29 protein-coding genes are annotated in these 26379 nt (G+C 57.0%); 11 read left to right on the forward strand and 18 right to left on the reverse strand.

What is annotated here, in order from left to right:
• Positions 1–276 precede the first annotated feature (276 nt).
• Positions 277–1482 carry an ROK family transcriptional regulator gene (locus G6L01_RS03000; RefSeq protein WP_070167749.1) on the forward strand — a complete coding sequence of 402 codons (1206 nt, stop codon included), beginning with the start codon at positions 277–279 and terminating at the stop codon, positions 1480–1482.
• A 40-nt stretch (positions 1483–1522) separates the two neighbouring features.
• On the opposite strand, the gene G6L01_RS03005 is transcribed toward G6L01_RS03000, so the two are convergent.
• The 7 genes from G6L01_RS03005 to G6L01_RS03035 all read right to left on the reverse strand — a co-directional run bounded on the left by G6L01_RS03005 (position 1523) and on the right by G6L01_RS03035 (position 7136).
• Complete coding sequence (locus G6L01_RS03005; RefSeq protein ID WP_234891928.1) at positions 1523–1816, reverse strand: hypothetical protein; 294 nt, start codon at positions 1814–1816, stop codon at positions 1523–1525.
• Positions 1817–1929: 113 nt separating this feature from the next.
• Positions 1930–2178: a type II toxin-antitoxin system Phd/YefM family antitoxin gene (locus G6L01_RS03010; protein WP_070167751.1), complete on the reverse strand. Its 249-nt coding sequence runs from the start codon at positions 2176–2178 to the stop codon at positions 1930–1932.
• A gap of 150 nt (positions 2179–2328) precedes the next feature.
• The gene (locus G6L01_RS03015) at positions 2329–2826 is read right to left on the reverse strand and encodes a hypothetical protein (RefSeq protein WP_070167752.1); all 498 of its coding nucleotides are present in this window, start codon (positions 2824–2826) and stop codon (positions 2329–2331) included.
• A gap of 179 nt (positions 2827–3005) precedes the next feature.
• Positions 3006–3761, reverse strand: coding sequence for an ABC transporter ATP-binding protein (locus G6L01_RS03020; protein WP_070167753.1), 756 nt, complete (start codon positions 3759–3761; stop codon positions 3006–3008).
• On the reverse strand, positions 3755–4834 hold the full coding sequence (locus tag G6L01_RS03025) for a FecCD family ABC transporter permease (RefSeq protein ID WP_070149987.1): 1080 nt from the start codon (positions 4832–4834) through the stop codon (positions 3755–3757). The genes G6L01_RS03020 and G6L01_RS03025 overlap by 7 nt, the downstream gene beginning before the upstream one ends.
• Complete coding sequence (locus tag G6L01_RS03030) at positions 4834–5985, reverse strand: ABC transporter substrate-binding protein (RefSeq protein ID WP_070167754.1); 1152 nt, start codon at positions 5983–5985, stop codon at positions 4834–4836. The genes G6L01_RS03025 and G6L01_RS03030 overlap by 1 nt, the downstream gene beginning before the upstream one ends.
• 62 nt (positions 5986–6047) lie before the next feature.
• Positions 6048–7136 carry an ABC transporter substrate-binding protein gene (locus G6L01_RS03035; protein WP_139190261.1) on the reverse strand — a complete coding sequence of 363 codons (1089 nt, stop codon included), beginning with the start codon at positions 7134–7136 and terminating at the stop codon, positions 6048–6050.
• Positions 7137–7365: 229 nt separating this feature from the next.
• On the opposite strand from G6L01_RS03035, the gene G6L01_RS03040 reads away from it, so the two are divergent.
• Complete coding sequence (locus tag G6L01_RS03040; RefSeq protein ID WP_070167756.1) at positions 7366–8184, forward strand: class I SAM-dependent methyltransferase; 819 nt, start codon at positions 7366–7368, stop codon at positions 8182–8184.
• Positions 8185–8223: 39 nt separating this feature from the next.
• Here G6L01_RS03040 and G6L01_RS03045 read toward each other — a convergent pair whose 3' ends face one another.
• Positions 8224–8820 carry a hypothetical protein gene (locus G6L01_RS03045; RefSeq protein WP_070167757.1) on the reverse strand — a complete coding sequence of 199 codons (597 nt, stop codon included), beginning with the start codon at positions 8818–8820 and terminating at the stop codon, positions 8224–8226.
• A gap of 436 nt (positions 8821–9256) precedes the next feature.
• On the opposite strand from G6L01_RS03045, the gene G6L01_RS03050 reads away from it, so the two are divergent.
• From G6L01_RS03050 to G6L01_RS03060, 3 genes are all read left to right on the forward strand, one after another.
• Positions 9257–9745, forward strand: coding sequence for a GNAT family N-acetyltransferase (locus G6L01_RS03050; RefSeq protein WP_070167758.1), 489 nt, complete (start codon positions 9257–9259; stop codon positions 9743–9745).
• A gap of 101 nt (positions 9746–9846) precedes the next feature.
• Positions 9847–10119 (forward strand): hypothetical protein, encoded by a 273-nt coding sequence (locus tag G6L01_RS03055; RefSeq protein WP_233741158.1) that lies wholly within the window; start codon positions 9847–9849, stop codon positions 10117–10119.
• Positions 10120–10352: 233 nt separating this feature from the next.
• Complete coding sequence (locus G6L01_RS03060) at positions 10353–10790, forward strand: NUDIX domain-containing protein (protein WP_070150296.1); 438 nt, start codon at positions 10353–10355, stop codon at positions 10788–10790.
• Positions 10791–10829: 39 nt separating this feature from the next.
• Here the strand turns inward: G6L01_RS03060 and G6L01_RS03065 are convergent, their stop codons facing one another.
• The 3 genes from G6L01_RS03065 to G6L01_RS03075 all read right to left on the reverse strand — a co-directional run bounded on the left by G6L01_RS03065 (position 10830) and on the right by G6L01_RS03075 (position 13334).
• Positions 10830–11744 (reverse strand): cytochrome c, encoded by a 915-nt coding sequence (locus tag G6L01_RS03065; RefSeq protein ID WP_070167903.1) that lies wholly within the window; start codon positions 11742–11744, stop codon positions 10830–10832.
• A 70-nt stretch (positions 11745–11814) separates the two neighbouring features.
• Positions 11815–12264: a c-type cytochrome gene (locus G6L01_RS03070; protein WP_070167759.1), complete on the reverse strand. Its 450-nt coding sequence runs from the start codon at positions 12262–12264 to the stop codon at positions 11815–11817.
• 185 nt (positions 12265–12449) lie between these two features.
• Positions 12450–13334 (reverse strand): metallophosphoesterase, encoded by an 885-nt coding sequence (locus G6L01_RS03075; protein WP_081344277.1) that lies wholly within the window; start codon positions 13332–13334, stop codon positions 12450–12452.
• Positions 13335–13425: 91 nt separating this feature from the next.
• Between G6L01_RS03075 and G6L01_RS03080 the strand changes: the two genes are divergently transcribed.
• Positions 13426–13926 carry a GNAT family N-acetyltransferase gene (locus tag G6L01_RS03080; RefSeq protein ID WP_070167760.1) on the forward strand — a complete coding sequence of 167 codons (501 nt, stop codon included), beginning with the start codon at positions 13426–13428 and terminating at the stop codon, positions 13924–13926.
• Positions 13927–13997: 71 nt separating this feature from the next.
• Here G6L01_RS03080 and G6L01_RS03085 read toward each other — a convergent pair whose 3' ends face one another.
• Positions 13998–14612, reverse strand: coding sequence for an FMN-dependent NADH-azoreductase (locus G6L01_RS03085; protein WP_070167761.1), 615 nt, complete (start codon positions 14610–14612; stop codon positions 13998–14000).
• 82 nt (positions 14613–14694) lie between these two features.
• Here G6L01_RS03085 and G6L01_RS03090 point away from each other — a divergent pair, with 82 nt between their 5' ends.
• Entirely contained in the window at positions 14695–15138 is a 444-nt protein-coding gene (locus G6L01_RS03090) for a winged helix-turn-helix transcriptional regulator (protein ID WP_081344290.1), read from the forward strand.
• On the opposite strand, the gene G6L01_RS03095 is transcribed toward G6L01_RS03090, so the two are convergent.
• From G6L01_RS03095 to G6L01_RS03110, 4 genes are all read right to left on the reverse strand, one after another.
• Entirely contained in the window at positions 15125–15595 is a 471-nt protein-coding gene (locus G6L01_RS03095) for a GNAT family N-acetyltransferase (protein WP_070167762.1), read from the reverse strand. The two genes, G6L01_RS03090 and G6L01_RS03095, sit on opposite strands and share 14 nt — an antisense overlap.
• Positions 15596–15687: 92 nt before the next feature.
• Complete coding sequence (locus G6L01_RS03100; protein ID WP_070167763.1) at positions 15688–16290, reverse strand: superoxide dismutase; 603 nt, start codon at positions 16288–16290, stop codon at positions 15688–15690.
• Positions 16291–16598: 308 nt separating this feature from the next.
• A complete protein-coding gene (locus tag G6L01_RS03105) occupies positions 16599–17453 on the reverse strand; it encodes a hypothetical protein (RefSeq protein ID WP_139190240.1) in 855 nt (284 codons plus the stop codon).
• A gap of 106 nt (positions 17454–17559) precedes the next feature.
• Complete coding sequence (locus tag G6L01_RS03110; protein ID WP_070167765.1) at positions 17560–17916, reverse strand: YkgJ family cysteine cluster protein; 357 nt, start codon at positions 17914–17916, stop codon at positions 17560–17562.
• Between the two features lie 154 nt (positions 17917–18070).
• On the opposite strand from G6L01_RS03110, the gene G6L01_RS03115 reads away from it, so the two are divergent.
• Both G6L01_RS03115 and G6L01_RS03120 read left to right on the forward strand, forming a co-directional pair.
• Positions 18071–18994, forward strand: a complete 924-nt coding sequence (locus G6L01_RS03115; protein WP_071206236.1) for a GGDEF domain-containing protein — start codon at positions 18071–18073, stop codon at positions 18992–18994.
• 108 nt (positions 18995–19102) lie between these two features.
• Positions 19103–19810, forward strand: coding sequence for a DUF3592 domain-containing protein (locus G6L01_RS03120; RefSeq protein WP_174089185.1), 708 nt, complete (start codon positions 19103–19105; stop codon positions 19808–19810).
• A gap of 31 nt (positions 19811–19841) precedes the next feature.
• Here G6L01_RS03120 and G6L01_RS03125 read toward each other — a convergent pair whose 3' ends face one another.
• Entirely contained in the window at positions 19842–20723 is an 882-nt protein-coding gene (locus G6L01_RS03125; RefSeq protein WP_070167768.1) for a branched-chain amino acid aminotransferase, read from the reverse strand.
• Between the two features lie 296 nt (positions 20724–21019).
• On the opposite strand from G6L01_RS03125, the gene G6L01_RS03130 reads away from it, so the two are divergent.
• The gene (locus G6L01_RS03130; RefSeq protein ID WP_070167769.1) at positions 21020–23227 is read left to right on the forward strand and encodes a multicopper oxidase family protein; all 2208 of its coding nucleotides are present in this window, start codon (positions 21020–21022) and stop codon (positions 23225–23227) included.
• A 311-nt stretch (positions 23228–23538) separates the two neighbouring features.
• Complete coding sequence (locus G6L01_RS03135; RefSeq protein ID WP_070167770.1) at positions 23539–24111, forward strand: suppressor of fused domain protein; 573 nt, start codon at positions 23539–23541, stop codon at positions 24109–24111.
• A gap of 77 nt (positions 24112–24188) precedes the next feature.
• On the opposite strand, the gene G6L01_RS03140 is transcribed toward G6L01_RS03135, so the two are convergent.
• Positions 24189–26318 carry a S9 family peptidase gene (locus G6L01_RS03140; protein ID WP_420359843.1) on the reverse strand — a complete coding sequence of 710 codons (2130 nt, stop codon included), beginning with the start codon at positions 26316–26318 and terminating at the stop codon, positions 24189–24191.
• Between the last annotated feature and the right edge of the window lie 61 nt (positions 26319–26379).

Raw genomic sequence — 26379 nt, forward strand, 5'->3', positions numbered from 1 at the left:
CAGTCGAGAAAATAACTGGCAGAAGAATTAGACCCTGTCAATATGCCTGTGGGGACCATAAACGGGTGATGGGTCGAGAACTGCAACACCTGTGAGTTTACCCAGGGGGTAAGGAAGAGTGCTTTTCCCGAAATGAGAAATGGGTCATAGAGAAATCAGACCTTGCTGGTTCAGGATGACCCAGAAGAACAGGGGCGTTGCAGTGAAACAGATGCTTTGGGAGGGGCATGTGGTTCAGGAAGAGATAACAGAAGATAGGAATAGGTCGGCGCATCGATGCTGATGAAATCCAGCACCGAACAGGTCCGCCGCCAGAATTCAGCCCTGGTTCTCGCCGCTTTGCGGATAGAGCAGGCCATGTCCCATACCCAAATCGCTGCCGTGACCGGTCTTGCCTCGGCAACGGTCACCGCCATTACCAGTGAGCTGGAACAGGCCGGCGTGATCGAGCGACATGAGCAGCAGGTCGCTGGCGCACGGGGCAGGCCGCGTGTCGCACTGTCGCGCCGCCGGGATTTCGCCTATGTGATGTCGGTCAGGATTTCCTCCGACCGGCTGAATTACACCCTGTCGGATTATCGCGGCACGCTGATGGACCGTTTCGAGGAGCCGCGCCCGCTTGATGTGTCGGCGGTGGGCTTTGTCGACGGACTTGGCCGCAACCTTGCCCGTCTGGCCAGCCGCTCGAAACTGGAGCCGGAAAAGGTCGCCGTTCTCTCCGTTAGTTCCAAAGGCATTGTCGGTGCGGGCGGCGCAAGACTGCTCTGGACACCGGTATTCGGTCGGCAACCGCTCGACATCAAGGCGGGCCTTGGTGATTTCGATGGGGCCATGGCTCTGCTCAGCAACGAGACATTGCTGGTGGCCCACGGTCTTAGCCGCCGCATGGACGCTCAAGATGGCACGTTTCGCGGCCTGATTGCGCTATCGCTCGGCCACAGCATCGGGCTTGGCATTGCAAGGCCGGTGCCGGATGGCACGGTGGCGGTCAGCGCCCCGAATTTCGGCCATATGCTCAATACCGCTGACAGCAAATTGTGCGGTTGCGGCGCGAGCGGCTGTATCGAGGCCTCCGCTGGCTTCTACGGCATCCTGCGCATGGCGTTTGAAGTGCGGCCCGATACCATTCCCGCCAAGTTAGTGCCGATTGCCGAGATGGACAAGATCGCGCTCTCGGCCCGCCAGGGCAATCGTATGGCCCAATATGCCTTCCGCCAGGCGGGGCTGGCGTTGGGCCAAGGCCTGTCACGGGTGTTCAGCCTCCACGAAACGCTCCCCGTCATCATCACCGGCCCCGGCACCCGCTATTATGACCTGCTGGCGCAGGGCATAGAGGAGGGCCTTGCCCAATCCCTGCAAGTACGGTTGGACGGTATGCCCTCGATCACTCTGGTTGGAGACGAGGCCGATCTGGTGCAGGAGGGGCATGTGGACCATGCGCTGAGGGCGATTGATGAGCGGTTGTTTGGGGTTGGGGGATGACGCAACTGCTCTGCGATCCTGTCATGCGAGCCATCATGGATCAATCGACTTTGAGGGCTTTCATCCGCTTCGCTCTGACGATTTCCGCGAGTTTCTTGCGAATCTCAACAAAGAAGCTCTCCGGAACCATGCCATAGTCGCAACGGGTTTGATCGTGCGGCAAGGGAGCCAGCCGATCAGAGGGCCACGTGAACTGATTGATTTCAGATACGCGGACGTAATTAGCCTCCTGATCCAATCCGATAGCCTTACAGATGTCCTCTGGGATAAGAATGGATTGGTCTTCTTCCCCGACTTCTGGATAGGAATGGGTGATTGGAACCACTGTTACCATGCCTGACTCCTGAGACGTCAGCACGATCGCGCAGGGCCTATCCTTCCTGAAGCGGTCTTTATGCCAGGTGTAGCCAAAACGGATCACAAGACCCGGAACAGGATCCGGCAGATTCACTTGGAAATCACGCCATATTGTGCGTTTTCAATTTCGCCCAGGAGATCGTCATCAATTTCGCTCGCGTGCAAAACCCGAACTTCCTGGCTCTTCAATCTCCTGAAATGCTCAAGTTCTCTAGGGCTAATGTAAGCACCCACAACACGGTCATGAGATGTGACTTCAATCACGCCGACGTCGTAGACTTCCTCGCGGATTTTGCCAAATTGCCGGGAAAAAGCACTGGCGGGAACTTGAATTGCCATGACCGGTCTCCTTTAATCAGTGTGTAAAATACGTAATTTGCGCAAAATGTCAATAAGAGTCGATGGAACTTTGGTCGATCATCGGCTTATTTTAAACCTGACTTGTGTCCCAGAGAACCTCCAGTGCAGCACTCTTTCGGTGCAAATGATTTACCGAATTTCAAACCCAGTGACTGGAGGGGTGATCTCTCTGTTCGCCACCGCATGTTGCGTGTAACTGAATGAGGTGAACTGGACGCTGAATTCCTGGCTGAGGCCATCCGACAAACGGACACTGCGCGGCACCAGCAAAAGGCTATGCGACAGCCGATCGCTGTTGGAGAAGAACTCATCATACCATATTTCCGAGGGATGCTCATGCAGGGCCTCGGCCAGGATCTCCCTCCCTATGAGTGTCGCATCGGTGTATTGGATTTTCGTCCGCCAATAGCCAATTTGAAGATCTCCGGTCAGGAGAACCAGCTTGAAGCTCTTCGAAGCCTGCTCGAAAACGGCATGTTCAATAATCGCGTCATTCAAACTGACCGATGTCGCGAATGTGTAAACAGCGCTGTCTTTGTCCAGGGTGCTTAGAAACCGGGTGTATTCTGCCACCGGATCACCGTCATCCTGATCGCCTGTCGCCCATTCTGAGGTGAAAAACTGCATTTCCGCTCCTGGGTAAGGCCGCCAAAGCCTCAACCTCGATACTGTCACCGAAACAGACCGATAACAGACGTCGGATAAAAGCACGAGCACGGTTTTACCACCAGCGAATGAAGGCGTGACGGCCTCATTAGCCGTAGCGCTTTATATTTGCTGTATAATTCCGTGCGATCGTTGAATTGTCACACCAACGCCCCATCAACAATCACCTGCAACCGCCCCTGGCTGCATGCCTCAATGCGTGCATCGACGCGGTAGACGTCGCGCAGCAGGGTAGGGGTGATGACGTCTTCGGTTGGGCCTGAGGCGATCAGCTTGCCGCCGCCGATGACAAGGGTGCGGCTGCAATAGCGAAGCGCATGGTTGAGGTCGTGTAGCGCGATCAGTACGGCAATGCCTTCGCGGGTGGCGATCTTGCGCATGAATTCCAGCACTTCGATCTGCCGGAAGAGATCGAGCGCCGAGGTCGGCTCATCCATCAGCAGCACTTCCGGCTTGCGCACCAAGGCCTGGGCAATCGCCACCAATTGCCGCTGACCGCCCGAGAGCGCACCGAGATCGCGGAAGGCGAGATCGGAGATGCGCAGAGCGGCCAGAATCCGGTCGATATCGTTGAGTTCGCCATCGGCCACCCGCCAGCCGCCGCCTTGCTTGGCGGCCAGCAGCACGCTTTCGTAGACGGTCAGCACCGCATTGGCGCCGGTATCCTGTGGCATGTAACAGATCGGGCGGTGGCCCTCGCGCACGTCTTCCACGGCAACCACGCCGGGGCCGGAAATCAGCCCGGCAATGCGCTTGAACAGCGTGGATTTGCCCGCCGCATTCGGGCCGATCAGCGCGGTCATTTCACCGCCGGTCAGCCAATCGGTGCTGATGTCTTCAAAAACCTGGGCGCGGCCATAGCGGGCGCCGACGCGGTCGAGCTTCAGGCTTACCATGCGCGCCTCCTGTTGGTGAAAATCAGTGAGAAGAAGAACGGAACGCCGACCAGTGCGGTGATCACCCCGATGGGGAGAATGGCGCCGGGGATCAGCATTTTCGACACGACCGAGGTGACGGACAGCAGCAAGGCCCCGCAGATGACCGAGCCGGGCAGGAAGAACCGCTGGTCTTCACCAACCAGCATGCGGGCGATATGTGGCCCGACCAGACCGACAAAGCCGATGGTGCCGACAAAGGACACTGGAATGGCGGCCAGCAGGCTGACCAGCATCATGGTTTCCAGCCGCAGAGCGCGGACATTGACGCCAAGGCTGGCTGCCTTGTCATCACCAAGCCGCAGCGCCGTCAGCGCCCAGGCGCGGCGCGCAAACAGCGGTACGGAGATGACCAGCACGGCCAGCGTCACGCCAACCTTCATCCAGGTCGCCTTGGTCAGGCTGCCCATGGTCCAGAACACCACGGCGGCCAGCGCCTGTTCCGAGGCCAGATATTCGAGCAGCGACAACAGCGCGTTGAAGGTGAAAACCAGCGCAATGCCGAGCAGCACGATGGTTTCCACCGTCACACCGCGCATGGTGGACACGCCATAGATGAACAGCGAGGCGAGCATGGCCATCAGGAAGGCATTGATCGGCACCATGAACTCAATGGCGGCGGGAAACACCGCGACGCCGCCCACCAGTGCCAGAGCCGCGCCAAAACCGGCTGCGGCCGAAATGCCGAGGGTAAACGGGCTTGCCAGCGGATTGGCGAGAATGGTCTGCATCTGCGCACCCGCCAGCGACAGACAGGCGCCGACGGTGACCGCCATCAGCGCAATCGGCATGCGGATATCCCAGATCACCACCCGGATCTGGTTGGAGACGCTATCGGGGGTGAAAATCGCCGAAAGCACCTGCGATAGTGTGTAGCGGGCCGGGCCAAGCGCCATATCAACGGCAACGCTTGTGGCCAGAGCCGCCAGCAGGCACAGGAGAATGGTGACGCGCCGGGCGGTCAGCGCGCGGTACTGGCTGCGCCCCTTTCCTTCACCCTGCACCTCAGCGGCGCTCTCAATGGCAACAGTCATCAGTTTGATCCTTTTTCGTCATCCGACGGGTTCATTGAGACGAAATAGCCCGGCTTATAGGCGACCGGCAGGAATTTCTGGTGAAACTCCCGGAAGGTGCGGTCAGGGTCAAGATCCGCAAACAGCTCCGGGTGAAACCACTTGGCAAATTGCTGGATGGGAACAAATTCATAGGGCACGCCGTAGAACTGGTGCCACGCGGCATGGACCTGACGGTTGCGCACGGCGGCAAGCCCGTCGAAGCCGGTGCGCTCGATCAAGGTTTGCAGCTTGGCGCGGGCCTTTGCGGGATCGGCGCCGCGGCCGACATGCACGAAACGGTTGGTCTTGGATTCCGCCAGCCAATTGGAGCCGGTGACGATGATCTGGGCCGGATCGGAGGCGATCAACTGTTCGATGCTGATTTCGCCAAAGGTGGTTGAGATGATGTCGGAGGCAATATTATGCCCACCGGCGATCTCGATCATCTGGCCGAAATTGGCCGGGCCGAACGTGCGGCAGCAGCCGCCTTCGGCATCATTGCCCGGCGCGCGTTCCATGAAGACAGCAGGGCGTTTCAGGTCCTTCACAGCGGCCAGCCGGTCGGTGACAACTGCGATCTGCTGACGGCGATAGGCGATCAGCTCTTTCGCCTTGTCCTCTGCGCCAAAAATCTGGCCGAGGATTTCGATGGATTTCTCGGTATTCTTGTCGGGGTCGAGACGGAAATCGACATAGACGACCTGAATGCCCGCCGCTGCCGCCTTTTCCTCCAACCCGCTTTCCCGCGCTGCCTGCAACACTTCCAGATTAAGCGTCATCACATCAGGATGCAGCGCAATTGCTGCTTCCAGACTGAAACCGCCCTGCGGCAGATAGCCGAATTGGGGGAGCTTGGCGATCTCAGGGAAGCGCTCGACATAAGCGGCGTAGCTGTCGGGGTCCTTTTTCACCATGTCATCGCGCCAGCCGACAATGGTATCGAAGGTCTTGTCCCCGGCCAGCGCCGCGATGGTGTGGATCTGCCGGGCCTCGCCGACCAGAACCCGTTTGGCTGGGAGGTCTAGCGTCACGGTGCGGCCAGCGACATCGGTGATCTCGGCGGCGAATGCGGGAGCGGCCATAAACGGCAAAAGAGCGACAAGCGCCCGCATGATAATCCTGAAAGTCATCAACAAACCTCTTGATATAAGTCCGGCGGCAAGTCCACGCCGCCGGATGCCTTTATAAAATCTCAGAGCCCCGTATTCAGCGAGACGAAATAGCCGGAACGGTAGGCAACCGGCAGGAAGCGCTCATGCAGCTCCTTGAAAGTCGCTTCCGGGTCCAGATCTTTAAACAGCTCGGGATGCAGCCATTTGGCAATCTGCTGCACGGCGACGAACTGGTAGGGATTGTTGTAGAACTGGTGCCAGATGGCGTGGACATTGCCATCCTTCACCGCCTTGATATCGGTAAAGGCGGGGCGTTTCATCAGGTCGGCCAGCTTCTTGGTCGCCAGCGCCTTGTCGGCACCGGGGCCGACGCCCACCCATTTGCCGCCGGGAACATACAGTTCCCAATTGGCGCCCGTGACGATCACCTGATCGGGGTTAGAGGCGATGATCTGCTCCGGATTGACGGTGCCGAACGTGCCGGGAATGATCTTTCCGGCCATGTTGACGCCCCCGGCCAGCTCGACCATCTTGCCGAAATTCTCATTGCCGAACGACATGCAGCAATCGTCGCTATAGCCACCGGCCCGTTCCATGAACACGAGCGGCTTTTTCAGGTCTTTTGCTTTGGTGAGGGTCTCGGTGACGCGCTTGATCTGCGTATCGTGGAACTCAACGAACTCCTCGGCGCGCTTTTCCTTGCCGTAGAGCTTGCCGATCAGCCGCATCGACGGATCGGTGTTTTCCATGGCCTTTTCGCGGAAGTCGACATAAACCAAGGGGATGCCGACCTTCGCAAGCTTTTCGATATAGCCGCTTTCCTCGGTCGCCGATTTGGCGTCGATATTCATGATGATCACGTCAGGCTTCAGCGTCACGGCCTGTTCGATATCGAACGTGCCGTCCTTCATGCCACCAAAGGTCGGGATTTTTGCCATCTCCGGGAATTTTTCGAGATAGGCATTGTAGCCGTCCAGATCGGCCTTCTGGAAATCGTCGCGCCAGCCAACGATGCGCTTGAACGGTGTTTCCGTGTCCAGAGCGGCGGTGAAATAGATCTGGCGGCCTTCGCCCAGGATTACCCGCTCCACGGGCACGCTGACCTCGACCTCACGGCCGGTAATATCCTTGATCTTCACCATCTCACCGGCGACTGCCACGCCGGACATCAGCGTGAGCGAAAATGCGGCTGCGCAAGCCACCCCATGAACGTTGAACACGTTTGCCTCCAAATATAATTTTCTGTTGTGTGAGCACGAAAGCGGAATGGCGTCCCCACCTGGTTCTTGTTTTCGTGACCCACACAGTGTTTCGCCGTGGATTTATGTTTTTATGACTTTAACAGTCAAGAAATATCTTTTAGAAGAATTCCAGAGATTTTGAGGGGTTTTTGCGGGCATGACGCAGACGGCAATGCAACAGAATTACAACCTGAAAGACGAGATCAAGGCCTATTGGTCGGCCCGCGCCGAAACCTTTGACAGCCAGCCCGGCCACGAAATCTTTTCCGAAGACGAGCGCGCCGCCTGGCATGCGCTGATCCGTAAACATCTGGGGGTGGGCAACGTTGGCGCTGGCGAGGGTCGCAAGGTGCTGGATCTGGCGTCGGGCACCGGTGTCGTCTCGCATCTGCTGGATGATCTCGGGTTTTCAGTGACCGGCATGGACTGGGCCGAACCGATGCTGGAACGCGCCCGCGCCAAGGCCAAATCCCGAGGCCGCAATATCCGCTTCCTGATCGGCGATGCCGAAAACACCATGGAGGCGGAGGCAAGCTACGACGCCATCACCAACCGCCATCTGGTCTGGACGCTGGTCGATCCGCTCGCAGCTTTCAAGGAATGGCACCGCGTGCTGAAACCCGGCGGCAAGCTGCTGATCGTCGATGGCGATTTCGTCAATCCGAGCCCGCTTGCCAAACTTACCGGCCTGCTGGCCAGGCTGGCAACACGCCTTGGCCTCGGTAAATCGCTTGCCCATCATGGCCCGGCATCGTCGCTGGTGGAAACCCACAGGAGCATTCTCTCACGGGTCTATTTTTCCCAAGGCGCCAGGGCGGACGCCGTTGTGGCCCTGCTGAAAGAGGCAGGATTTTCCTCCGTAACGGTGGATACGGACCTGCGCGCCATCAACCGGGCGCAACGCGCCAATTTCGGATTTTTGAAAGGTCTGGAGCGGGCAACCCAGCATCGCTATGCGATTTGCGCGGTGCGGTGAGGCGGTGATCGGTGTTGTCGGGGCAGTCACTCAGGAGGACTAGGCAAAATCCTTCTCGAAGGCCTCGAGAACCTGTTCGCAGGTCTTCTTCATGTCCAGCAGGGTAAACCGGATCAGCGGCGAAATTTCAGGAACGCCCAGTGGTTTGAAAACCGCGAAATGACCCTTTGGTGCGTCGCAGATGAAGATATCGAATAGGTCGTTATAATATTTCTGTTCGTTTTTCTCGCTCAGGTAGCTGACGAACCCGTACCGCTTGAACACCGTGAATGTGGGTCCAAAATATAGTTTTCCTCTTTTATTGTCGCCAATTTTTGCTTGATAGGGTCGGCTGACGTAATAGGATCCGGTCTCGATGTCGTCGCGGAGTATTTTGATCTTCTCGATCAGAAGTTTCATATGCTGTGGCTTGATCCGACGGGAGAAATAGCCGTCGAATTCACCAGAGAGAGTATAGATCAATTTGCCCTTTTTCGTCGTAGACATATTGAGATAGAAGGAAAAACCCCACTTGCCCCTGAACAGGCAGACCCGTTTGCAGAGCGTCTGCCCCCAGCTGTCAACAAAGGGCTGCACCAGGAGATAGACAGCAAAGGATGCCATGAGGAAGAGGATGACTTGCTGAAAGCCTGTCATAGAGATTGGATCCGCTTGCTGTTTACGACAGACATTTCTTCAAATTTGGCTTTTCGATGTCTGAGATAGGGTGGTGTCTCCAGCGGCTTAGCGGCAAAGTCGATACAAACACAAGAAATCTATTTAAGATTGCAATAATGAATGAAGCAATCTAAAGAAGCGCGTCTGGAAGGCCAAAAGAATGGCATGAGATGGTGCTACCGGCTCGCGGGCATTACAGCTGCGGAACGAAGACACGGTCCAAGGTTGACATTTGCCCTAAGCAAGCGCTTTAATGGCAACATGATCGACACGCGCACAATCATCTCCTGCACGTATTTTTGGGCCTACCGGTAGCCGGCGGCCTGACAGATCATTGTGTCAACAGGCCGCCGTCAGGCGGCCTTGTTGTTTGAACGAGCTTCCCTGACGGCGGTATTTCAAGAGGGAAGCAGCCATGACTGAAGATAGCGACATTACCCTGCCAAGACCAACGATGGTCAGCATTCGCAATGCCCAGCCCGGCGATCTGCCGGAGTTGAACGAGATGATCGCGGCCTTGGCCGCCCATCACGGCGATGCCTCGGACATGACCCCGCAAACGTTGAAGCGCGACCTGTTCGGCCCCATGCCGTGGATCACAGCACTTGTGGCCGATGGTGGTGAACAGTTGATCGGCTATGCCATCCTGATGCCGCTTTACAGGGCCAATGAAGGCAAGCGCGGCATGGAAATGCTGCATCTCTATGTGCGTGACGGTCAGCGGGGCAATGGCATCGGCCATCACCTGATTGCCCGCGCCCGTGACGTGGCGCGTCAGTCCGGTTGCGATTACCTTTCGGTGTCCGCTGCCACCGGCAATTTCGCCGCCCATCGCTTCTACGAGCAGATGGATTTCTCCGCCCGGCCTGTGACCGGCATGCGCTACATTCAGGCGCTGGCCTGACAGCCGTTACCCGACATTCATAGGCCGAAAAGGGCATGCCTGGGGCAAGCCCGGCCTTCTATATTAGACCTTCTTGAAGAAGGTGAAAGTGACGATATCGCATGACTTCGGCAATGCTCAAAAAGACGGACCAAACCAGGGTCCAGACACTCGCCATGGAAAATCGGCGGATAGAAAGCGCCATCCGCAGCCTGCTGGATCGGCATTCCGACCCCGCCCTGCATCGCTGGGTGCGAGAAACCGTGAGGACATTTGAGGCGCGGCTTGCCGGTATTGTCGATCCGTCCGAGCGCGATCAGGCTCGCCATGCGGCGCTGGTGCTGATCAGGACAACGTTGCAGGAATGGTCGAGAAACCCGGTTTCGCAGCACTAAAGCTAAAGCCGCCGCGTAAAAGTGTATCTCGGTTTTCCGATAACGACACGCAATTAAACAGAGATCACAAAATGTGCGAGCGGCTATAAAACATCGCGCCCCGTTTTGTTCATCATACGGTTTTTCCTAGTTTTGATGCTGGTGATAGTTAAGTTAGGACCCTGGAGGCTCGTCCTTTTTCGCCAGTGTGGAATGTGTTTTAAGTGAACGTTCCCCATCAAAGTGAGTGCCCAATGACATCATATCTTATGGACCTTCGCGGTTTGATCGGAAACCGCTTAATTTTACTCCCTTCTGTTGCGGGCGTCATTCATGACCATACCGGCAAGTTGCTTTTGCAAGAGAAGGCATCAGGGGAGGGGTGGAGCCTCCCTTCTGGCGCAATCGAACCCGGCGAAACGCCGCAGGACGCCGTCATCCGGGAGGTAAAGGAAGAGACTGGCCTCGTCGTCTCCTCAACCGGCATTCTGGGCGTTTTTGGTGGACGTGAGTTTCGGTACGTCTACCCGAATGGCCATCAAGTCGAGTATGTGGTGACGTTGTTTAAGTGCCGGGTGCATGAAGGCGGGGGCAAGTGGACGGATACTGAGACAAAATCACTTCGATATTTTGCCATCGATGACATGCCGTCCCTCGCGTTGCCTTATCCTCTTCCGGCTCTGTTCTCGTAGATAGTGCAGCTTAGCGGAAATCACATTTCCAAACGAATCTCACTTCGCCGGAATGGCCTTGAGATAGGCGGCAATCGCTGCGCGGTCTTCGGCGGGCAGTTCGGCCAGATTTTTCTGTACCTCGACCATCGAGCCGCCGACACTGTCGAAATCGGGGGTGAAGCCGGTTTCCAGATAGCTGGCGATTTCGTCTTTTGACCATTTGCCCATGCTGTCGGAGCCGGGGGTGATATCGGGGATGCGGCCTTCGCCTTCCGGGTTCGGTCCGCCGGCCAGCCATTGATCCACCTTCAGCCCGCCGATCACGTTGCGGGGCGTATGACATTCGCCACAATGGCCGGGGCCTTCGACCAGATATTGGCCGCGCTGGATTTGCCCATCCGCAGAGGCCAGGGTGACGCGTGGTTTATCGTTTAGAAACAGCAGCTTCCAGCCGGTCAGCGCAAGACGCTGATTGAAGGGAAAGCCAAGCTCATGCGGCGGCGCGACATTGCCGCTGACGGGCAAGGTTTTCAGATAGCCATAGAGATCGGCCACATCCTGCGGCTTCATCCGCGCATAGGATGTATAGGGAAAGGCCGGATAAAGATTTTCGCCGGAAGGACCGATGCCACGGGTGACGGCATCGCCAAATTCGGCCAGCGTCCATTGGCCGATCCCGGCTTTCGGGTCTGGCGAAATATTGGGAACATGAAACGTGCCGAACTGGGTTTTCAGCGCCACGCCGCCAGTCAGCAGCAGGCGCGCGTCGCCGGTTGCACCGGGTGCCGCATGGCAGCTGGAACAGCCGCCAGCAAAAAACATCCGTTTGCCATTGGTAAGGTCGGGCGCCGTGGTCGCGGCCCAGACGGTGGCGGGCTGGCGGTGCGGTGCCACGGCAAACACATAGGTGCCGACCAGTGCTACACCCACGACGAGTGCCGCCGCGATGCCGAATTTTGCCGTTCCAGCCATGCTCATCCCCAATTTCTTTATATATCAAACCCGCCCGGGTGGCCCGGACGAGTCTCTACATGGGATGCAATTATTTCTTCAGCCTGAACGTCTGGTGGCAATCGCCACAGGTGCCGCCAATGCTTTTCAGCGCCGCACCAACGCCAGCCTGATCAGCGGGCAGGGTGGCGAGCTGGGTGGCGGCGGCGGTTTCAAGCGCCTTGGCCTTGGTCTTGAAGGTGGCCGGGTCTTCCCAGATCTTCGGGCTGGCTTCCGTGTTGAAGCCGGTCTCGGAGCCCTTGGGGAACTGTTCCGGGAAGGCCTTGGCAACCTCTTCCATCGTGGTCAGCGAGGTCTTGACCACGGCTGCGTCATAGGGCTTTTCGCCCTTGGCGATAGCGGCCAGCTGGCCCATGGCACCGCCGACTTTCTTCATCATTCCGGCGCGCACCACCTGCGGCTCATCAGCGGCGCTGACCGCGCTGCTGAGGCCGGCGCCAAGACAGAGGCCAATGGCGGCCATGGTTGCAAGCTTCCTCATGCCAAGCCCTAGTGTCATCGTCATTCTCCTCTTGATGGCCGATATCGCGGCGGTTTTCAGTCGTTGCATCGTCTTGAATTTCGGTCAGTGCATTTTGATGGTAAATCAAAATGCAAATAAAGTCACAAGAGAGTGATGTTTGTGACGGTTAAATATCTGATATAACGATCATATCAGTAAAGCTTTCAAAAGCTGTGCTGCCTGATCGGCAAGAGCCTGTCTTCCTCGCGGCCAAAGCCTTGAAGCCCAAGCGCTTCTGTCTCAAGGGTCAGAATTGAAAAGGCGGTGTCCTCTTCGCCATCCACCATGCCTTTCAGGGTAATGAAATGGGTATCGTCGATCAGGCCATAGCCGCCACGGTGGTCATGCCCGTTGATATAGGCGATGGCAGCGGGTGCTGCGGCAATCACGTCAGCCACCTCCTGTGCATTCCACAGGGCATGGTCGGTGAAGGGATGGAGCGGATAATGGCCGAAGACGATGGCCTTTTCCCCTGCGGCATGCGCTAGCGTCAGGCGGCTCTCCAGCCAGTCGATCTGCGGCTGGCTGATGGCGGCGTTCCAGTCCTGGGCATTGGCCGCATCTTTTGCCTTCAGCGCGAGGAGCTGGCGCACCGCCACTTCCCTGGCAGGATCGTCGCGCGCCACCGAGAAAGTGGAGATTTCACAGCCATCGGTGAAAATCAGCCTGATACCGTTGATCACCCGGTCGAAGTAAGGAGCGGGCATGCCCAGCGCGTCGCGCACCATCGGTTTTTGAGCGTCGGAGACCGCGAAATCATGGTTACCGGGCAGGGCGATCAGCGGATGGCGCAGGCCTTCCAGCACTTTCAGGGCTGGGGCAAAGTTGCGGAAGTCCCGGTCGATCAGGTCGCCCAGCAGCAGCACGGCATCCAGCGTCTGTTCGTTGAACACGTCGATGGCCGCCTGCATCTTGGCGAGGCTCAAGGCATAATAGCGGTTGGCGGTCAGGTTGGGCGGCAGATCGGCATATTGCGGATCGGCGATAAGCCCGAGGCGGAGTTGGGGCATGGTTTGCGCGTCACGGTCGGTTGCATCCGCCGTGGACATAGGCCCCGGCTATAACAGCAGCGTGACGGCAACAGACTTGCGCTGTGGATGACGGGAGAATACATCGGCGCACTTTCATTGGAGTGCTCTTATGTCATCGATCATAGTCTCCCGCATCTGCCGTGCCGACGGCCCGGATCTGGTGGCGGCCAATCTGGCCAGTCGCGATTACCATGCGCCCTGGACGGCGCCCTTCACCGATCTCGATGGTTTCGAGGCCTATCTCAGCCAGACGATCAGCGGTGCCAATATTGGTTTGATTGCCCGAGAGTCAGACAGTCACGGTGTGGTCGGGGTCTTTACCCTGAGTCAGATCGTGCTGGGCAATTTCAGAAGCTGCTATCTCGGTTATTACGGCATGGCTGCCTTTGGCGGGCGCGGATTGATGACGGACGCGCTGAACGCGGTCATCGCCCATGCCTTCACAGAGGTGGGCCTGAACCGGATCGAGGCCAATATCCAGCCGGAAAACCTGCGTTCGATTGCGCTTGTCGCGCGGTGCGGCTTTGAGAAGGAAGGTTTTTCCAGGCGCTATCTGAAAATCGGCGGGGAATGGCGCGATCATGAGCGCTGGGCCAAGGTGTCAGGATAAAGCGTGGCATCATAAACAAAGGCGCAGCGGGGATGCCGCTGCGCCTTTCATTTGACCTTATGTCAAGCGGATCAAGCGGCCTTCAGGGTCGCGATCGAATCCTTGGCGCCCTTGACGGCAGCGGCCTTGGCTTCTTCGCCCATGTTGACGCCTTCGGCGATCACGAAGTCCAGATCGGTGATGCCGAGGAAGCTGAAGACGCCCTTCAGATAGGTTTCGGCATGTTCGAGCGGAGCCGCAGGGCCCTGGCTGTAGATGCCGCCGCGCGAGATGGCAACGATGACGCGCTTGCCGCCGCACAGGCCTTCAGGACCGGCAGCGCCGTATTTGAAGGTCTTGCCGGCAACGCTGATACGGTCGATCCAGGCCTTGAGCTGGCTCGGAATGCCGAAATTGTAGAAGCCGACGCCAATGACCACCACGTCGGAGGTGAGGAACTGTTCCAGCACTTCGCCGCCCAGCGCCAGATCGGCCTTGGTGGCTTCGTCATTGCTGGCATCGTAATTGCCCATGGCAGCCGCCAGCGTCAGGCCGGACAGATGCGGAAGCGGATTGGCGGCCAGATCGCGGTAGGTCACGTCCAGGCCCGGGGTCTTTTCGCCCAGCGTCTTCACAATCGACGCCGAGAGGTCGCGGCTGACGGAATAGGGGCCAAGCACGCTGGAATCGAGATGCAGAAGTTTCATGGTCATCGACCTTTCCTTGTGGTATAAAATCAATACTGACACACTTATGGTAACTGCCAATCGGGCGCAAGGAGGCACAGACTTGGAACTCGGGCACATCAATGTAACCACATCCGAACCGACTGCCGCGCCAGAAGTATCCATGGCGGCCGTCAACCAGCGCAGCAGCTGCGAGGCTGTTAACAGCGTGCTGACCCGCATCGGCGACAAATGGAGCGTGCTGATTGTCATGATGCTGGCCCAAGGCCCGCAACGCTTCAACGAATTGAAGCGGCGGATCGGTAGTATTTCCCAGCGCATGCTGACCTTGACCCTGCGTGGGCTGGAGCGCGATGGGCTGGTGAAGCGCACCGTGTTTCCCACCATTCCGCCCCGGGTGGATTACGAATTGACCGATCTCGGCCAGTCGCTGCGCCAGCCGATCGAGGCGCTTGGCCACTGGGCCTTCGACAATTACGCATGCATCGCAAAGGCCCGTGACAGTTTTGATAAGGCGGCAAAGAAGCAAGGCGTCAGGAAGCCCTGATCTGCTTTGCCATGTTGACGCCGGTGACACGAAAGCCACCATATTCATAGATATGCCGGGCGCGGTCGTTGTCGGCAGCAACCCGCAGCTTGATTTCGCGGTATCCTTCCTCCGCCAACAGGGTTTCCAGGGCGGCAAGAGCTTGTTTGCCCTGGCCTGTGCCGCGATGGGCCTGAAAGACATAGAAATCGAGGATGAACACGGATTTTGCCGTTTCGTCGAAGCGATACCAGAGGTAACCGATCGTCTGCTGCTGCTTGTCAACAATGTTAAGCAACGCATGATCAGGAGTTTTCGGGCCGTGCGGCAGGCTTTGAGCGATCTCGTGTTCTGCCCGTTTTAACGCCTCGCCCTCAGTGACATTATAATTGAGGGCGATTTCGGCAGCGTAATCCGCAATGAAATAGTTGAGGTAGTGACTGTAGTCCTCGTCGGACATCCCTGTGAATTTAATCATTTTCCCCTGCGCCGCTTGGGTCTGCTCAATGAAAAAGGCCCGGAGCAACGAGCCGCCGGGCCTTATTATCGTCGGTAATCTGGTATCGCCGATTACTTGGTGGCGGCTTCGTAAAGCTCGGCCACATAATCCCAGTTGATCAGGCTATCAACGAAGGCTTCCAGGTATTTCGGGCGGGCGTTGCGGTAGTCGATATAGTAGGAATGTTCCCAGACATCGACACCGAGGATTGGCGATGCGCCATGGATCAGCGGGTTTTCGCCATTCGGGGTCTTGGAAATTTCCAGCTTGCCGTCCTTGACGGAGAGCCAAGCCCAGCCGGAGCCGAACTGGGTGGTGCCAGCGGCGACGAAATCGGCCTTGAACTTGTCGTAGCCGCCAAGATCGGAGGCAATTGCTGCTTCCAGCTTGCCAGGCAACTTGGTGCCGCCGCCGTCTTTCTTCATCCAGTTCCAGAAATGCACGTGGTTGTAATGCTGGCCGGCATTGTTGAACAGACCGGCATTCTTGCCATAGGACTGCTTGACGACTTCCTCCAGCGAAAGCCCTTCAAGACCCGAATCCTTCAGCAGATTATTGCCGTTGGTGACATAGGCCTGATGATGCTTGTCGTGGTGGAATTCCAGCGTTTCGGCCGACATGAACGGGCCGAGTGCATCGTAAGCGTAGGGAAGTGCGGGAAGTTCGAAAGCCATGATGAAACTCCTCTGGCATCGCTTAATTGAAATCGCGAGATGACGGGAACATAGGAGGGCGTTGTTAAAGAGGCAACCTTCCAAATGAGAAATTGTTCCTCATCGCGCTGTTGCGAACGGCCTGAAAATTGCCTGGCCTGTTGCATATGCCTGAAGCCGAAAATGCTTGAGGAAGAAATGATGCCACAGACATCAAACACGGACACGAGTTGAGATATTTAAAAGTATAATACGAACGATCACTTTCAGCGGCTCTTCGTATGATCCAAAAACCGGTTCTTACCCCTTGGTCCGATGCCCTATAACGCTTATTGAACGAGGGCTGAAAATGTCCGGTTGGTGTTGGACGCGGTGGCGCAAAGCCATGCCGTTTTGGCAAAGCTGATGGTGGGAATGTTAAAGCTGAAATCAAATGGTCCGATAAAGAAGGTTTTGTCGGGATTTTTGCTGAGATTGAATTTTACATCCAGATAGTTCTTCTCGACGATCGTCTCGGGCGAAAAACGAGTTGAGGGCTGTCCATGAACCAGTGCAAAATGACAGAGATTCAAAGAGATCGTGGTGATTTCCAGATCTCGGGGAATGGGCTCTCCCGGTCCATTAATGGCTGACAAACTGCCGCGATTGACATGTCCAATCACCCGGCCGTTGATCACTTCTACATTGCCGGAAATCTCAAAGCGGATATTGGGCCGAATTGTCTGGCTGAGCGCAAAGGATTTGCGAGCTACATTCTTTTCCGCAACGTTCAACGGCGTGGTTTGCGGGGGATTTTGAAAGAACCTCTCCAGGGGGTTGGGGGCCATGACCACAGCGGCCCCAATGAAGAGTAGCGCGAAAGCCGTGCAGCCCAAAGTATAGAAAATGCAGGATGCGGCGCTGATCTGGGGGCTGCCACGTCCGTTGATCAGTGAGGTCAGCCCCGCCAATCCACCCGCGGTGAGCAAGGTATAGAGCGATATGTAAGAGTTCTTGATAAAATCTGGCAAACGCTCGAAATTTTCATCACCTAAAAACTTGCCGGCCATAGTGACGATGAAAATCACCATGGCAACGGAAAGCAGAAGAATAATTGTCGCCTCCAGCAATCCTCCCGACTCGCGTCGTCGAACGGCATGAATGCTTGGTAGTTTACTACCTTTGGCTGAATCAACTTGCGCCATCACACATCCTCGGCTGTGCCCGAGAAACAAAAAGGTTATATATATAGCTAACATACAATTTATATTTAAGCAACATGATTAAAACCTATGCGCGAACATTCAGAAATCAGTCATCATAAATATCGGTGTCGGGCAAATTATCTATGGCAAATCCGCGTGCTTCTCGGGCGATGCGACATTCAGGGTCGCCGGGCATGCAATCGCGGCAGACCTGCGGACGAACGTCGTAAACTCCACAGCCGACATGCTTGCCAAGTTCGCCGGTCAGTGCCGCGCAGCGGCCTTTGCCCGCCGCATCGACGTCAAATTTCATGCCGCTCAGATCCGCCGCCACGAATTCATCAGGGATCTTTGCCAATTGCTCGTCGCTCTCCAGCGAAAATCGTGGCCAATCAGCCTGATAGGCGCAACAGGCACCGCAGGTCTGACAATCGAAAATTTCGGGTGGTGAGGTCTCCAACATGGTTTGTCATAGCGCAAAATCATTCCGAGCGAAATTAATTCGTGACATAAGCAGGGTTAAACTATGCCGTGTTCTGCGAAAATTGACACACGCCAAGACAACCAAAGGTTAGTAAATGGCCGTTAACATGGGGAATGAGTTTCGAGGGTGATCAATGGAAGATAATGCAGCGAGGCGACGGGTCGACATCGGAGACTATGAGGCGATGACACTCGCCATGGAGAATATGGGGGTGGCCGTCGCCCTGATGCGATTGGACGGGAGCCTGTTGTTTGCCAACAAGCCGTTTCGAACATTGCACGATTATGCCGCGCATCTGGCACCGGCTGGTGGCTTCAGCGATCTTGTCCAGTCCGGGGCGCTCGCCCATTGGAATATCGATCCGGCCCGGTATTTTCAAACCCTGGTCGAGCGTCTTGTCGATAATGGCGGTCTATGCCGGGATCAGCTCGAAATCGGCGACCGGATCATTGCGGTGGAAGACCGGCTGATCGAAGACCGGATGATCCTTTCGGTGCAGCAGGATATTACCGAGCAGATCGTCGGGGCGCGTCGGCTGGCCTATCTTGCCAGCCACGATATTCTCACCGGCCTTGCCAACCGCGCCAGCGTCGAGGCCCAGCTTGATCGGTTGACGGCCATCAAGGGCGAGGGCAGGGGCCGGTTTGCTGTGCTGATTGGCGATCTCGATCTGTTCAAGGTCATTAACGATACCTATGGCCATGCGGCTGGCGATGCGGTGTTGCAGGAAATGGCCTGCCGCTTCCGAGCTGTCCTCGGCCGCAACGATTTTGCCGCCCGGCTTGGTGGCGACGAATTTCTGTTTCTTTGCAATGATGATGATGCGCCGGACGCCAACGCCGAAAGGCTTGCGCAACAGCTGATCACCTGCGCGGACCAGCCAGTGTTCTTCGAAGGCAAGTCCTTGCCCGTCGGCATCAGCCTTGGTTATAGCCTGTTTCCAGACCATGGAACACAGACGGCGCAATTGACGCGCGCCGCCGATATTGCCCTTTACCGCGCCAAGAGCCAGGGCCGTGGCCGCCTGTGCTGTTACAGTAAGACTGAGGCTAACTGATCCGAGCTACCGCAAGCATTAAACTTTTATCCCGGCCCGCAACCGGGGCTTGCCGAAATGGCGTCTCCTCCTATCTCCTCTCAGATTGGGTCTTTGGGGGATTTCAGCATGGAAAAGGTTATAAAGTGGGGTGGCGTCTTCTTTTTGATGACCGGTCTGACATTTGTCGCGGTTGACGGTGGTATTTATTACTATGACCGCCAATTCGAAGCGCGGGCGCTGCATGCCGAAGGTGTGGTTACTGATCTTATCCGTAACCGAAACCTTGATAATAAACACAACTCCTATACCGCCATCGTTCGCTTTACCGATGCAAATGGCGAGCAGCAGGAAATGGCCGACCGGGTGTGGTCTAATCCGCCACGTTTTGGCAAAGGCGATCAGGTGGATGTACTCTATGATCCGCAATCGCCAAGACATGCGATCATCAATGACGCCTGGGGCCGATATTTCATTCCCGCTATGTTTTCGGGCCTCGGATTGCTCTGTGCCGTGCTTGGTGGAGTCTTCCTGATCGTTTTGATTGCCAAGAGCCGGAAAAATGCCTGGTTGAGGCGCTTTGGCAAGCCGATCGAAGCCGAATTCCTGCAGGTAATTCAGGATCAGAAGCTGAACGTTAACGGCGTGTTTCCGTTTCGGGTCGTGGCCCAAGGACCCGACCCGAAAACCGGGCAGTTGCGGCGCTACCGAAGCGGTCCTATCTGGGTCGATCCGACGGAGCAGTTGAAGGGCCGCAAGCTGCGGGTGCTGGTCGATCCGGCCAAGCCGAAACGCCATTTGATCGACCTGTCCGGCATCCTTGCCGAACCGGCCTGATAGAAAAGACGGGCTAAGCCTTCGCCGACCCTCACATGTCGCTGCCGGACCGTGCCCAGTCCATATAGAGATCCAGTGCCTTGCGGGTCACGGGGCCTTCCTGATAATCGCGGCCGTCAAGCCTGGAGACCGGGGCGATCTTCGAATAATTTCCGCTGGTGAACACTTCGTCGGCTCCGAGGAAATCGGCGACGCTGAGCGTGACTTCCTGCACGTCGAAGCCCGCCTGGCGCAGCAGGGTGATGACACGCGAACGGGTGATACCGGCCAGGAACGTCCGGTTGGGGATCGGAGTCAGCACCACGCCGTCCTTGACCATGAAGATATTGGAGGAGGCGGTTTCCGCCACATTGCCATTCATGTCCAGCGCCAGCGCATTGTCAAAACCACGGGCGCGGGCCTCGAGAATCATCCGGCCGGAATTGGGGTAGAGGCTACCGGCCTTGGCATCGGTCATCGCGCATTCGGGCGAGGGGCGACGGAAGGGAGACACGGTCAGCGTGTGCGGCGTGGCTGTGTGCATCGGCGCCTCGAACAGGCAGAGCGCAAAGCGGGTGGAGGCAGCATCCGGGGCAACGACCGAGCCCGGCGCGCCATGTTCAGCCCAATACATCGGCTTGATATAGATCGCGGTCTTGCCATCGAACTTGGCAACCCCTTCGCGCGCCAGCCGCTCGATGTCCTCGGCGCTCATGGTTGGCTGCATATGCATGGCCAAAGCTGAACGGTTGATCCGCTGGCAATGCAGGTCGAGGTCGGGCGCGATCCCGTCGAACCAGCGCGCGCCGTCAAACACCGTCGAGCCCAGCCACATGGCATGGGATGTCGGCCCGATCAGCGGTGGATTGCCCGACAGCCATTCGCCATCGACATAGGTCCAGGTAGGGGTGCGCGGGGTGGTATCGACGGCCATTCTCAGTCTCCGGATCGTATTTGGCGGCAAAAGACAAGCTGCACCGCGCAACGTCAAGGAGAAAATGCAAAGGGCATGCAGCACTTACCCCCAAAAATGGCCGGTCGGCCACCCTGGTCTCGCACAGACGGCGCGTCGTTCGAAATGTCTCCATGAATACAGTGGGATGACGATCAGTCGTTGCAGAGTTCACTGATGGCTTCGGTGTTTTGCCATTAAAGTTGTGGTTGATTTTTTTACTACCTAAGGAAAGTGTAGCCTTTTCGCGATTCCCTTGCTTTTCTTAAGGAGATTTCATGCAAAGTGCTCGATGGCGTTGCCTTGTGGCCGCCGCTTTCCTTGGCCCGATATGCCCAGCCCTGGCGCAGGATGCCGCTCAGGTTGCAAACCCCGCTGCCGCAGAAGAAGCATTTGGCAATCCGCCGGTGCTGGGGCAATCGGCTGTTGCACCCAAGGGCACGCTTTACCGGGCGCTGCCATCCGCCGTACCGCTGCCCCATGCCGGGCGCGAACAGGTGCTCGACCTCAAGGTCGTCTATACGGAAGGCAGGATCCGCAAACCGGGTGGGTCGCCGGATAACCCTTTCGATCGCGTGCGCCTGCGCAGTTATCAAGGCACCAATGTCGATCCCGACCACCCCTTCGTCGCGCCAACCATCGAGGCCATGCCGGGCGATACCATTCGGGTCCGGCTGGACAACCAGCTGCCGGCAGACCCGTCTTGCACATCCAGCGATACATCGGTGGATACGCCCCATTGCTTCAACGGCACCAATCTTCACAGCCACGGCCTGTGGGTCAGCCCGACCGGCAATAGCGACAATGTGCTGCTGTCGATCAATCCGGGCATGAAGTTCGAATATGAATATAATATCCCGGTTGATCATCCGGCGGGCACGTTCTGGTATCACCCGCATCGCCATGGCTCCACCGCCTTGCAGGTCGGCAGCGGCATGGCGGGCGCGCTGATCATTCGCGGCGACCGTCCGCCGACAGGCAAGACCAATGGCGACCTCGACACCTTGGTCAAGCCGTTTCCAGAACGGCTGCTGGTGTTCGAACAGATCCCCTATGCCTGCCTGCAGGATGGCAAGCTGAAGCAGAAATTTGTCCCCGATTCCAACGACCCGAAAAAGGGAAAATATGTCATCGACTGGACCTGCGAGAAGGGTGAAGTGGGCGAGGTGATTTCCTACGACCAGTTCACGCCCTCAAGCTGGGATGATTCCGGCCGCTTCACGACGGTCAATGGCCGGGTGCGACCGGTGTTTGCCAATGCTGAAACTGGTAAGACCGAGCGCTGGCGTCTGGTGCATGCAGGCGTGCGCGACACAATCCAGGTCGAGTTCCGCAAAATGAACACCACGGATTTCTTCAAGCGGGAGCGCAGCACCGATGCGGCTGGAGAAGACCGGTTCGCCAACGACCTGTGTACCGGCCAGCAGGTGCCTTACGTCGTGGCGGCTTCCGACGGGTTGACCATGGAGCAGGGCCAGGTGCGCAAGGCTATTACCCTGCAACCCGGCTATCGCAACGACCTGCTGGTGAATTTCCCGGAAGACGGCATCTACTGCATCGTCAACCCACCAATTGACGGTGCCAATTCCGTCACGCGCACGCAGCAGGCCCGCTCAGTTCTCGGCTTCGTCCGGGTCAAAGGGGGCAAGGGCGCGCCAGCATCGGGTGATCCAATTGCCGAGATCAAAAAACAGCTGATTGCCAATGCCAAGGCGTTCTACACGCCAGAGGTCGCCAATACGGTGGTCACTGATCTGCAAGAGGGGCTGAAGCTGACGAAATTCATTCCTCATCCGACAGTCACTGACGAAGAAGTTGCCGGCCAGCCAAAGCAGGATCTGGTGTTCTTCATCAATCTCGGTCCGGGTGGTAAAGGGCCAAATGGCTTCCAGGTCGGTAATAATTTCAATGTCGTGCAAAACGATGTCGGTGTCTATGTGCCAGCTGGCGCCAAGCCTTACGATCCCGATGTGGTTGACCGCAAACTGGTGTTGGGGACGGCGCAGGAATGGGAATTACGCTCCTATTTCGTCAGCCATCCCTTCCATATCCACGTCAATCCCTTCCAGATCGTCCGCATTCTCGATCCTGCTGGCAACGATGTCAGCGGGCCGGTCACTGACGGAAAGGAGAATTCGGATTCCCAATATGCCGGACTGAGAGGTGTGTGGAAGGATACGCTCTGGATCAAAAGCAATGTCAACAACCCGCTGACAGCGGTTGATGCCGCCTGGCTGAACGGCGATCTCAGCCGCAAGTCGATTCCCGATGCCCCCGATACCCCCGATGCCGCAAAGCCGCAAGGCGTCTACCGCATCTTCATCCGCACCCGTTATGAACGCTATATCGGCGAATTCGTCCTGCATTGCCACATCCTTGACCACGAGGACCAGGGCATGATGCAAAATGTCTCCATCGGCCTGCCGGATGGTGCCGGCGGATTGGCAAACGCCCATCATCACGGAAGTTCACCAGAGAGTAAGTAGACCTTTGCTCTGGTAACCGGAATTGATCCGACAAACTGTTTCCGCCGTCCTCCGGGATGGCGGAAATGGTCCATTTCAGTAGCGCGCGCGTCGTAAAGCTGATCCTTCGCCTCCAATCAGACGGTCTAATAGCTGAGCCGCTATTCTTTACCTGCGGGAATTGATGGTGTTGGCGGTGAAGGCAGGGGACGGCCAACCTATATTGTAGCGCGGAGTGTAGGTAGCGAAATAGGAATAAAGATGGATTGTCGGTCCATCTATCATTAACCTGCCAGCATAATGCATGCTCATTTATGCCATAGGAGCAATGATTGGTCGAAAGCAGATCGGTCCCGGATCATCTCGAACGCTATCTCGGCGCAATTGATGCTGGTTGGTCTGACGAGACCACACCTCATGGGCTCAAAGTCGTCAGTTTCAAAAATCAGCCAACAGATCAGATCACGACCTATTCGACGCTCGGCATGAGCGAATTTGCTTTGGCCCTGCCCGGGGATCGAAGCATACGGCAGGAACTGGTCATGTCCGTCCATGAGAACAGTTCTGCGGGAGACATCGCAAATATCTTGCTGAATTGCGCTGATTATATCCTGGAGAGAAAGAGAGCCGTTCTCCGAGGTGAGGTCATCAATTTTCGCCGTCCTCTCGTTCCAGGGGGGACAGTAACAGCGGCCTATGCCACCAATCCCACGCCGTTTGAGAGGGAGTTTTCTGAGCTTTCCTGTTTTGAGCCACCGGTTCTATTTGTACTTTTAATCCCTATCACTGAGCGAGAAAGTGACCTGATTAGACAGGAAGGGTGGAGCTGTTACGAGGACCTGCTGGAAAAACAAGATCCCGATATTTGGGACCTGAAACGCTCAGAAGACGTTTACATCGCGTAAAACCATGTCCGCCTTCAAAGCCAAAGCGGACATGGTTGAGATAATCCATATTGGAAACAACAGCCGGGAAGCTGCTCTCACATCTTCCCCGCCACCTTCACCGCGAAGGCATATTCAAACGCCACCTCTTCCAACCGCTGGAAGCGCCCGGATTTGCCGCCATGGCCGGCGGACATATTGGTCTTCAGCAGATATGGCCCGGCATCGGGTGCGTTTTCGCGCAGTTTGGCCACCCATTTGGTCGGTTCCCAATAGGTGACGCGGGGGTCGGTCAGGCCGGAGAGGGCCAGAATGGGTGGATAGGATTTTTTGCCTACGTTGTCATAGGGGCTATAGGCGGCGATCCAGCGGTATTCTTCTTCTGACTCGATCGGGTTGCCCCATTCCGGCCATTCCGGTGGGGTCAGCGGCAGGGTATCATCCAGCATGGTGTTGAGCACGTCGACAAAGGGGACGGCGGCGATGATGCCGGCGAATTTTTCCGGTGCCATATTGGCGACGGCGCCCATCAGCATGCCACCAGCCGAACCGCCTTCGGCGATGATCTTGTCGTAGGCGGTGAAGCCCTCTTTTACCAGATGATCGGCGGCGGAGACGAAGTCCTTGAAAGTATTGACCTTATTCTCCATCTTGCCGTCTTCATACCATTGAAAGCCCTTGTCCTTGCCGCCGCGAATATGGGCGATGGCATAGACGAAGCCTCGGTCGGCCAGTGACAGGCAATTGGTGTTGAAACCAGCCGGAATGGTCACGCCGTAAGCGCCGTAGCCATAAAGCAGGCAGGGGGCGGAACCATCCAGCGCCGTGTCCTTGCGATAGAGCAGCGTGACCGGCACATCGACGCCATCATGGGCCTTGGCGAACACCCTTCGGGTGACATAGTCCTCGGCCTTATGGCCCGAGGGGACTTCCTGAGTTTTCAGCAGCACCCGCTCACGGCTCACCATATCGTAATCGTAGAGCTGGCTGGGTGTCGTCATCGACGAATAGGAGAAACGGATGACCGTGGCATCATATTCGGCAGCGCCTGACAGGCCGAGCGAATAGGCCTCCTCGGCAAAATCGATGGCGTGTTCTTCACCGGTCTTGCGGTCGCGGATCATGATGCGCGGCAGGCCATCGCGGCGTTCCAGCCACAGCAGATGTCCGGCAAAGGCCATATGCGAGAGGATGAGACGGCCCGGCACATGGGGAACGAGGTCTTTCCAGTTCTCCTTGCCCGGCGCGCTGACCGGCGCTTCCATGATCTTGAAATCCTTGGCACCGTCAGCATTGGTCAGGATGTAGAACACATCGCCGCCCTCGGTCATCGAATATTCGACGCCTTCCTCGCGCTCGGCCACCAGCATCGGTTCCGCCGTCAGATCCTTGGTGGACAGCAGCCGGTATTCCGAGGTCTCATGGTCGTGGATGTCGATATAGATAAAGTCATCGAGCAGCGACCCGCCGACGCCCATGAAGAAGCCGGGGTCCTTTTCCTCATAAACCAGCCGGTCGGAGGATTGTGGCTCGCCGATAATATGGTGGAAGACTTTGGACGGACGGTGGTTTTCATCCTGAAGCGTATAGAAAAAGCTCTTGCCATCGGGCGCCCAGACGCCGCCACCAGCGGTATTGTCCAGCACGTCGGCCAGATCTTCGCCGGTTTTGAGATCGCGGATGCGAAGCGTGTAATATTCCGACCCCTTGTCGTCATAGCCCCAGATGCCACGGGCATGATCATTGCTATGGTCGATGCCGGACAGGCGGAAATAATCCTTGCCCACAGCCTCCTTGTCACCATCCAGCAGCAATTCGCGCAGGCTCTCGTCCTTCGGGTCGCCGTCGCGTGGAATGCGGAAATAGCGCGGCTGTTCGCCACCGGTCACGAACGCCGAACCGTAAGCATAAGGGCCGTCCTTCATCGGGATGGAGCTGTCATCCTCCTTGATCCGGCCTTTCATCTCGGCAAACAGCTGTTGTTGCAGCGCCTTGGTATCGGCCATGGCTGCGTCCATATAGGTGTTTTCCGCCTCCAGAACCGCGCGGATCTCAGGGTCGAGGATCGAGGTATCCTTGAACATCTGTTGCCAGTTGTCGGCCCTGAGCCAGGCATAGTCATCTATGCGGGTGATGCCGTGGCGGGTGTCACTCAGCGGTTTTTTCTGAACCTTGGTGGCTGCGGGCAGGTTGGCAAACAGGGACTTTGAGGATGAAGACAAGAGCAATCTCGCTTTTTTCGCATAAGGCGGGGTTTGGCGTAAGGCATGTGTTGCATGAGAGATAGGC

Origin of the sequence: Agrobacterium vitis (assembly GCF_013337045.2) — a bacterium.
Taxonomy (GTDB): Bacteria; Pseudomonadota; Alphaproteobacteria; order Rhizobiales; family Rhizobiaceae; genus Allorhizobium; species Allorhizobium vitis_B.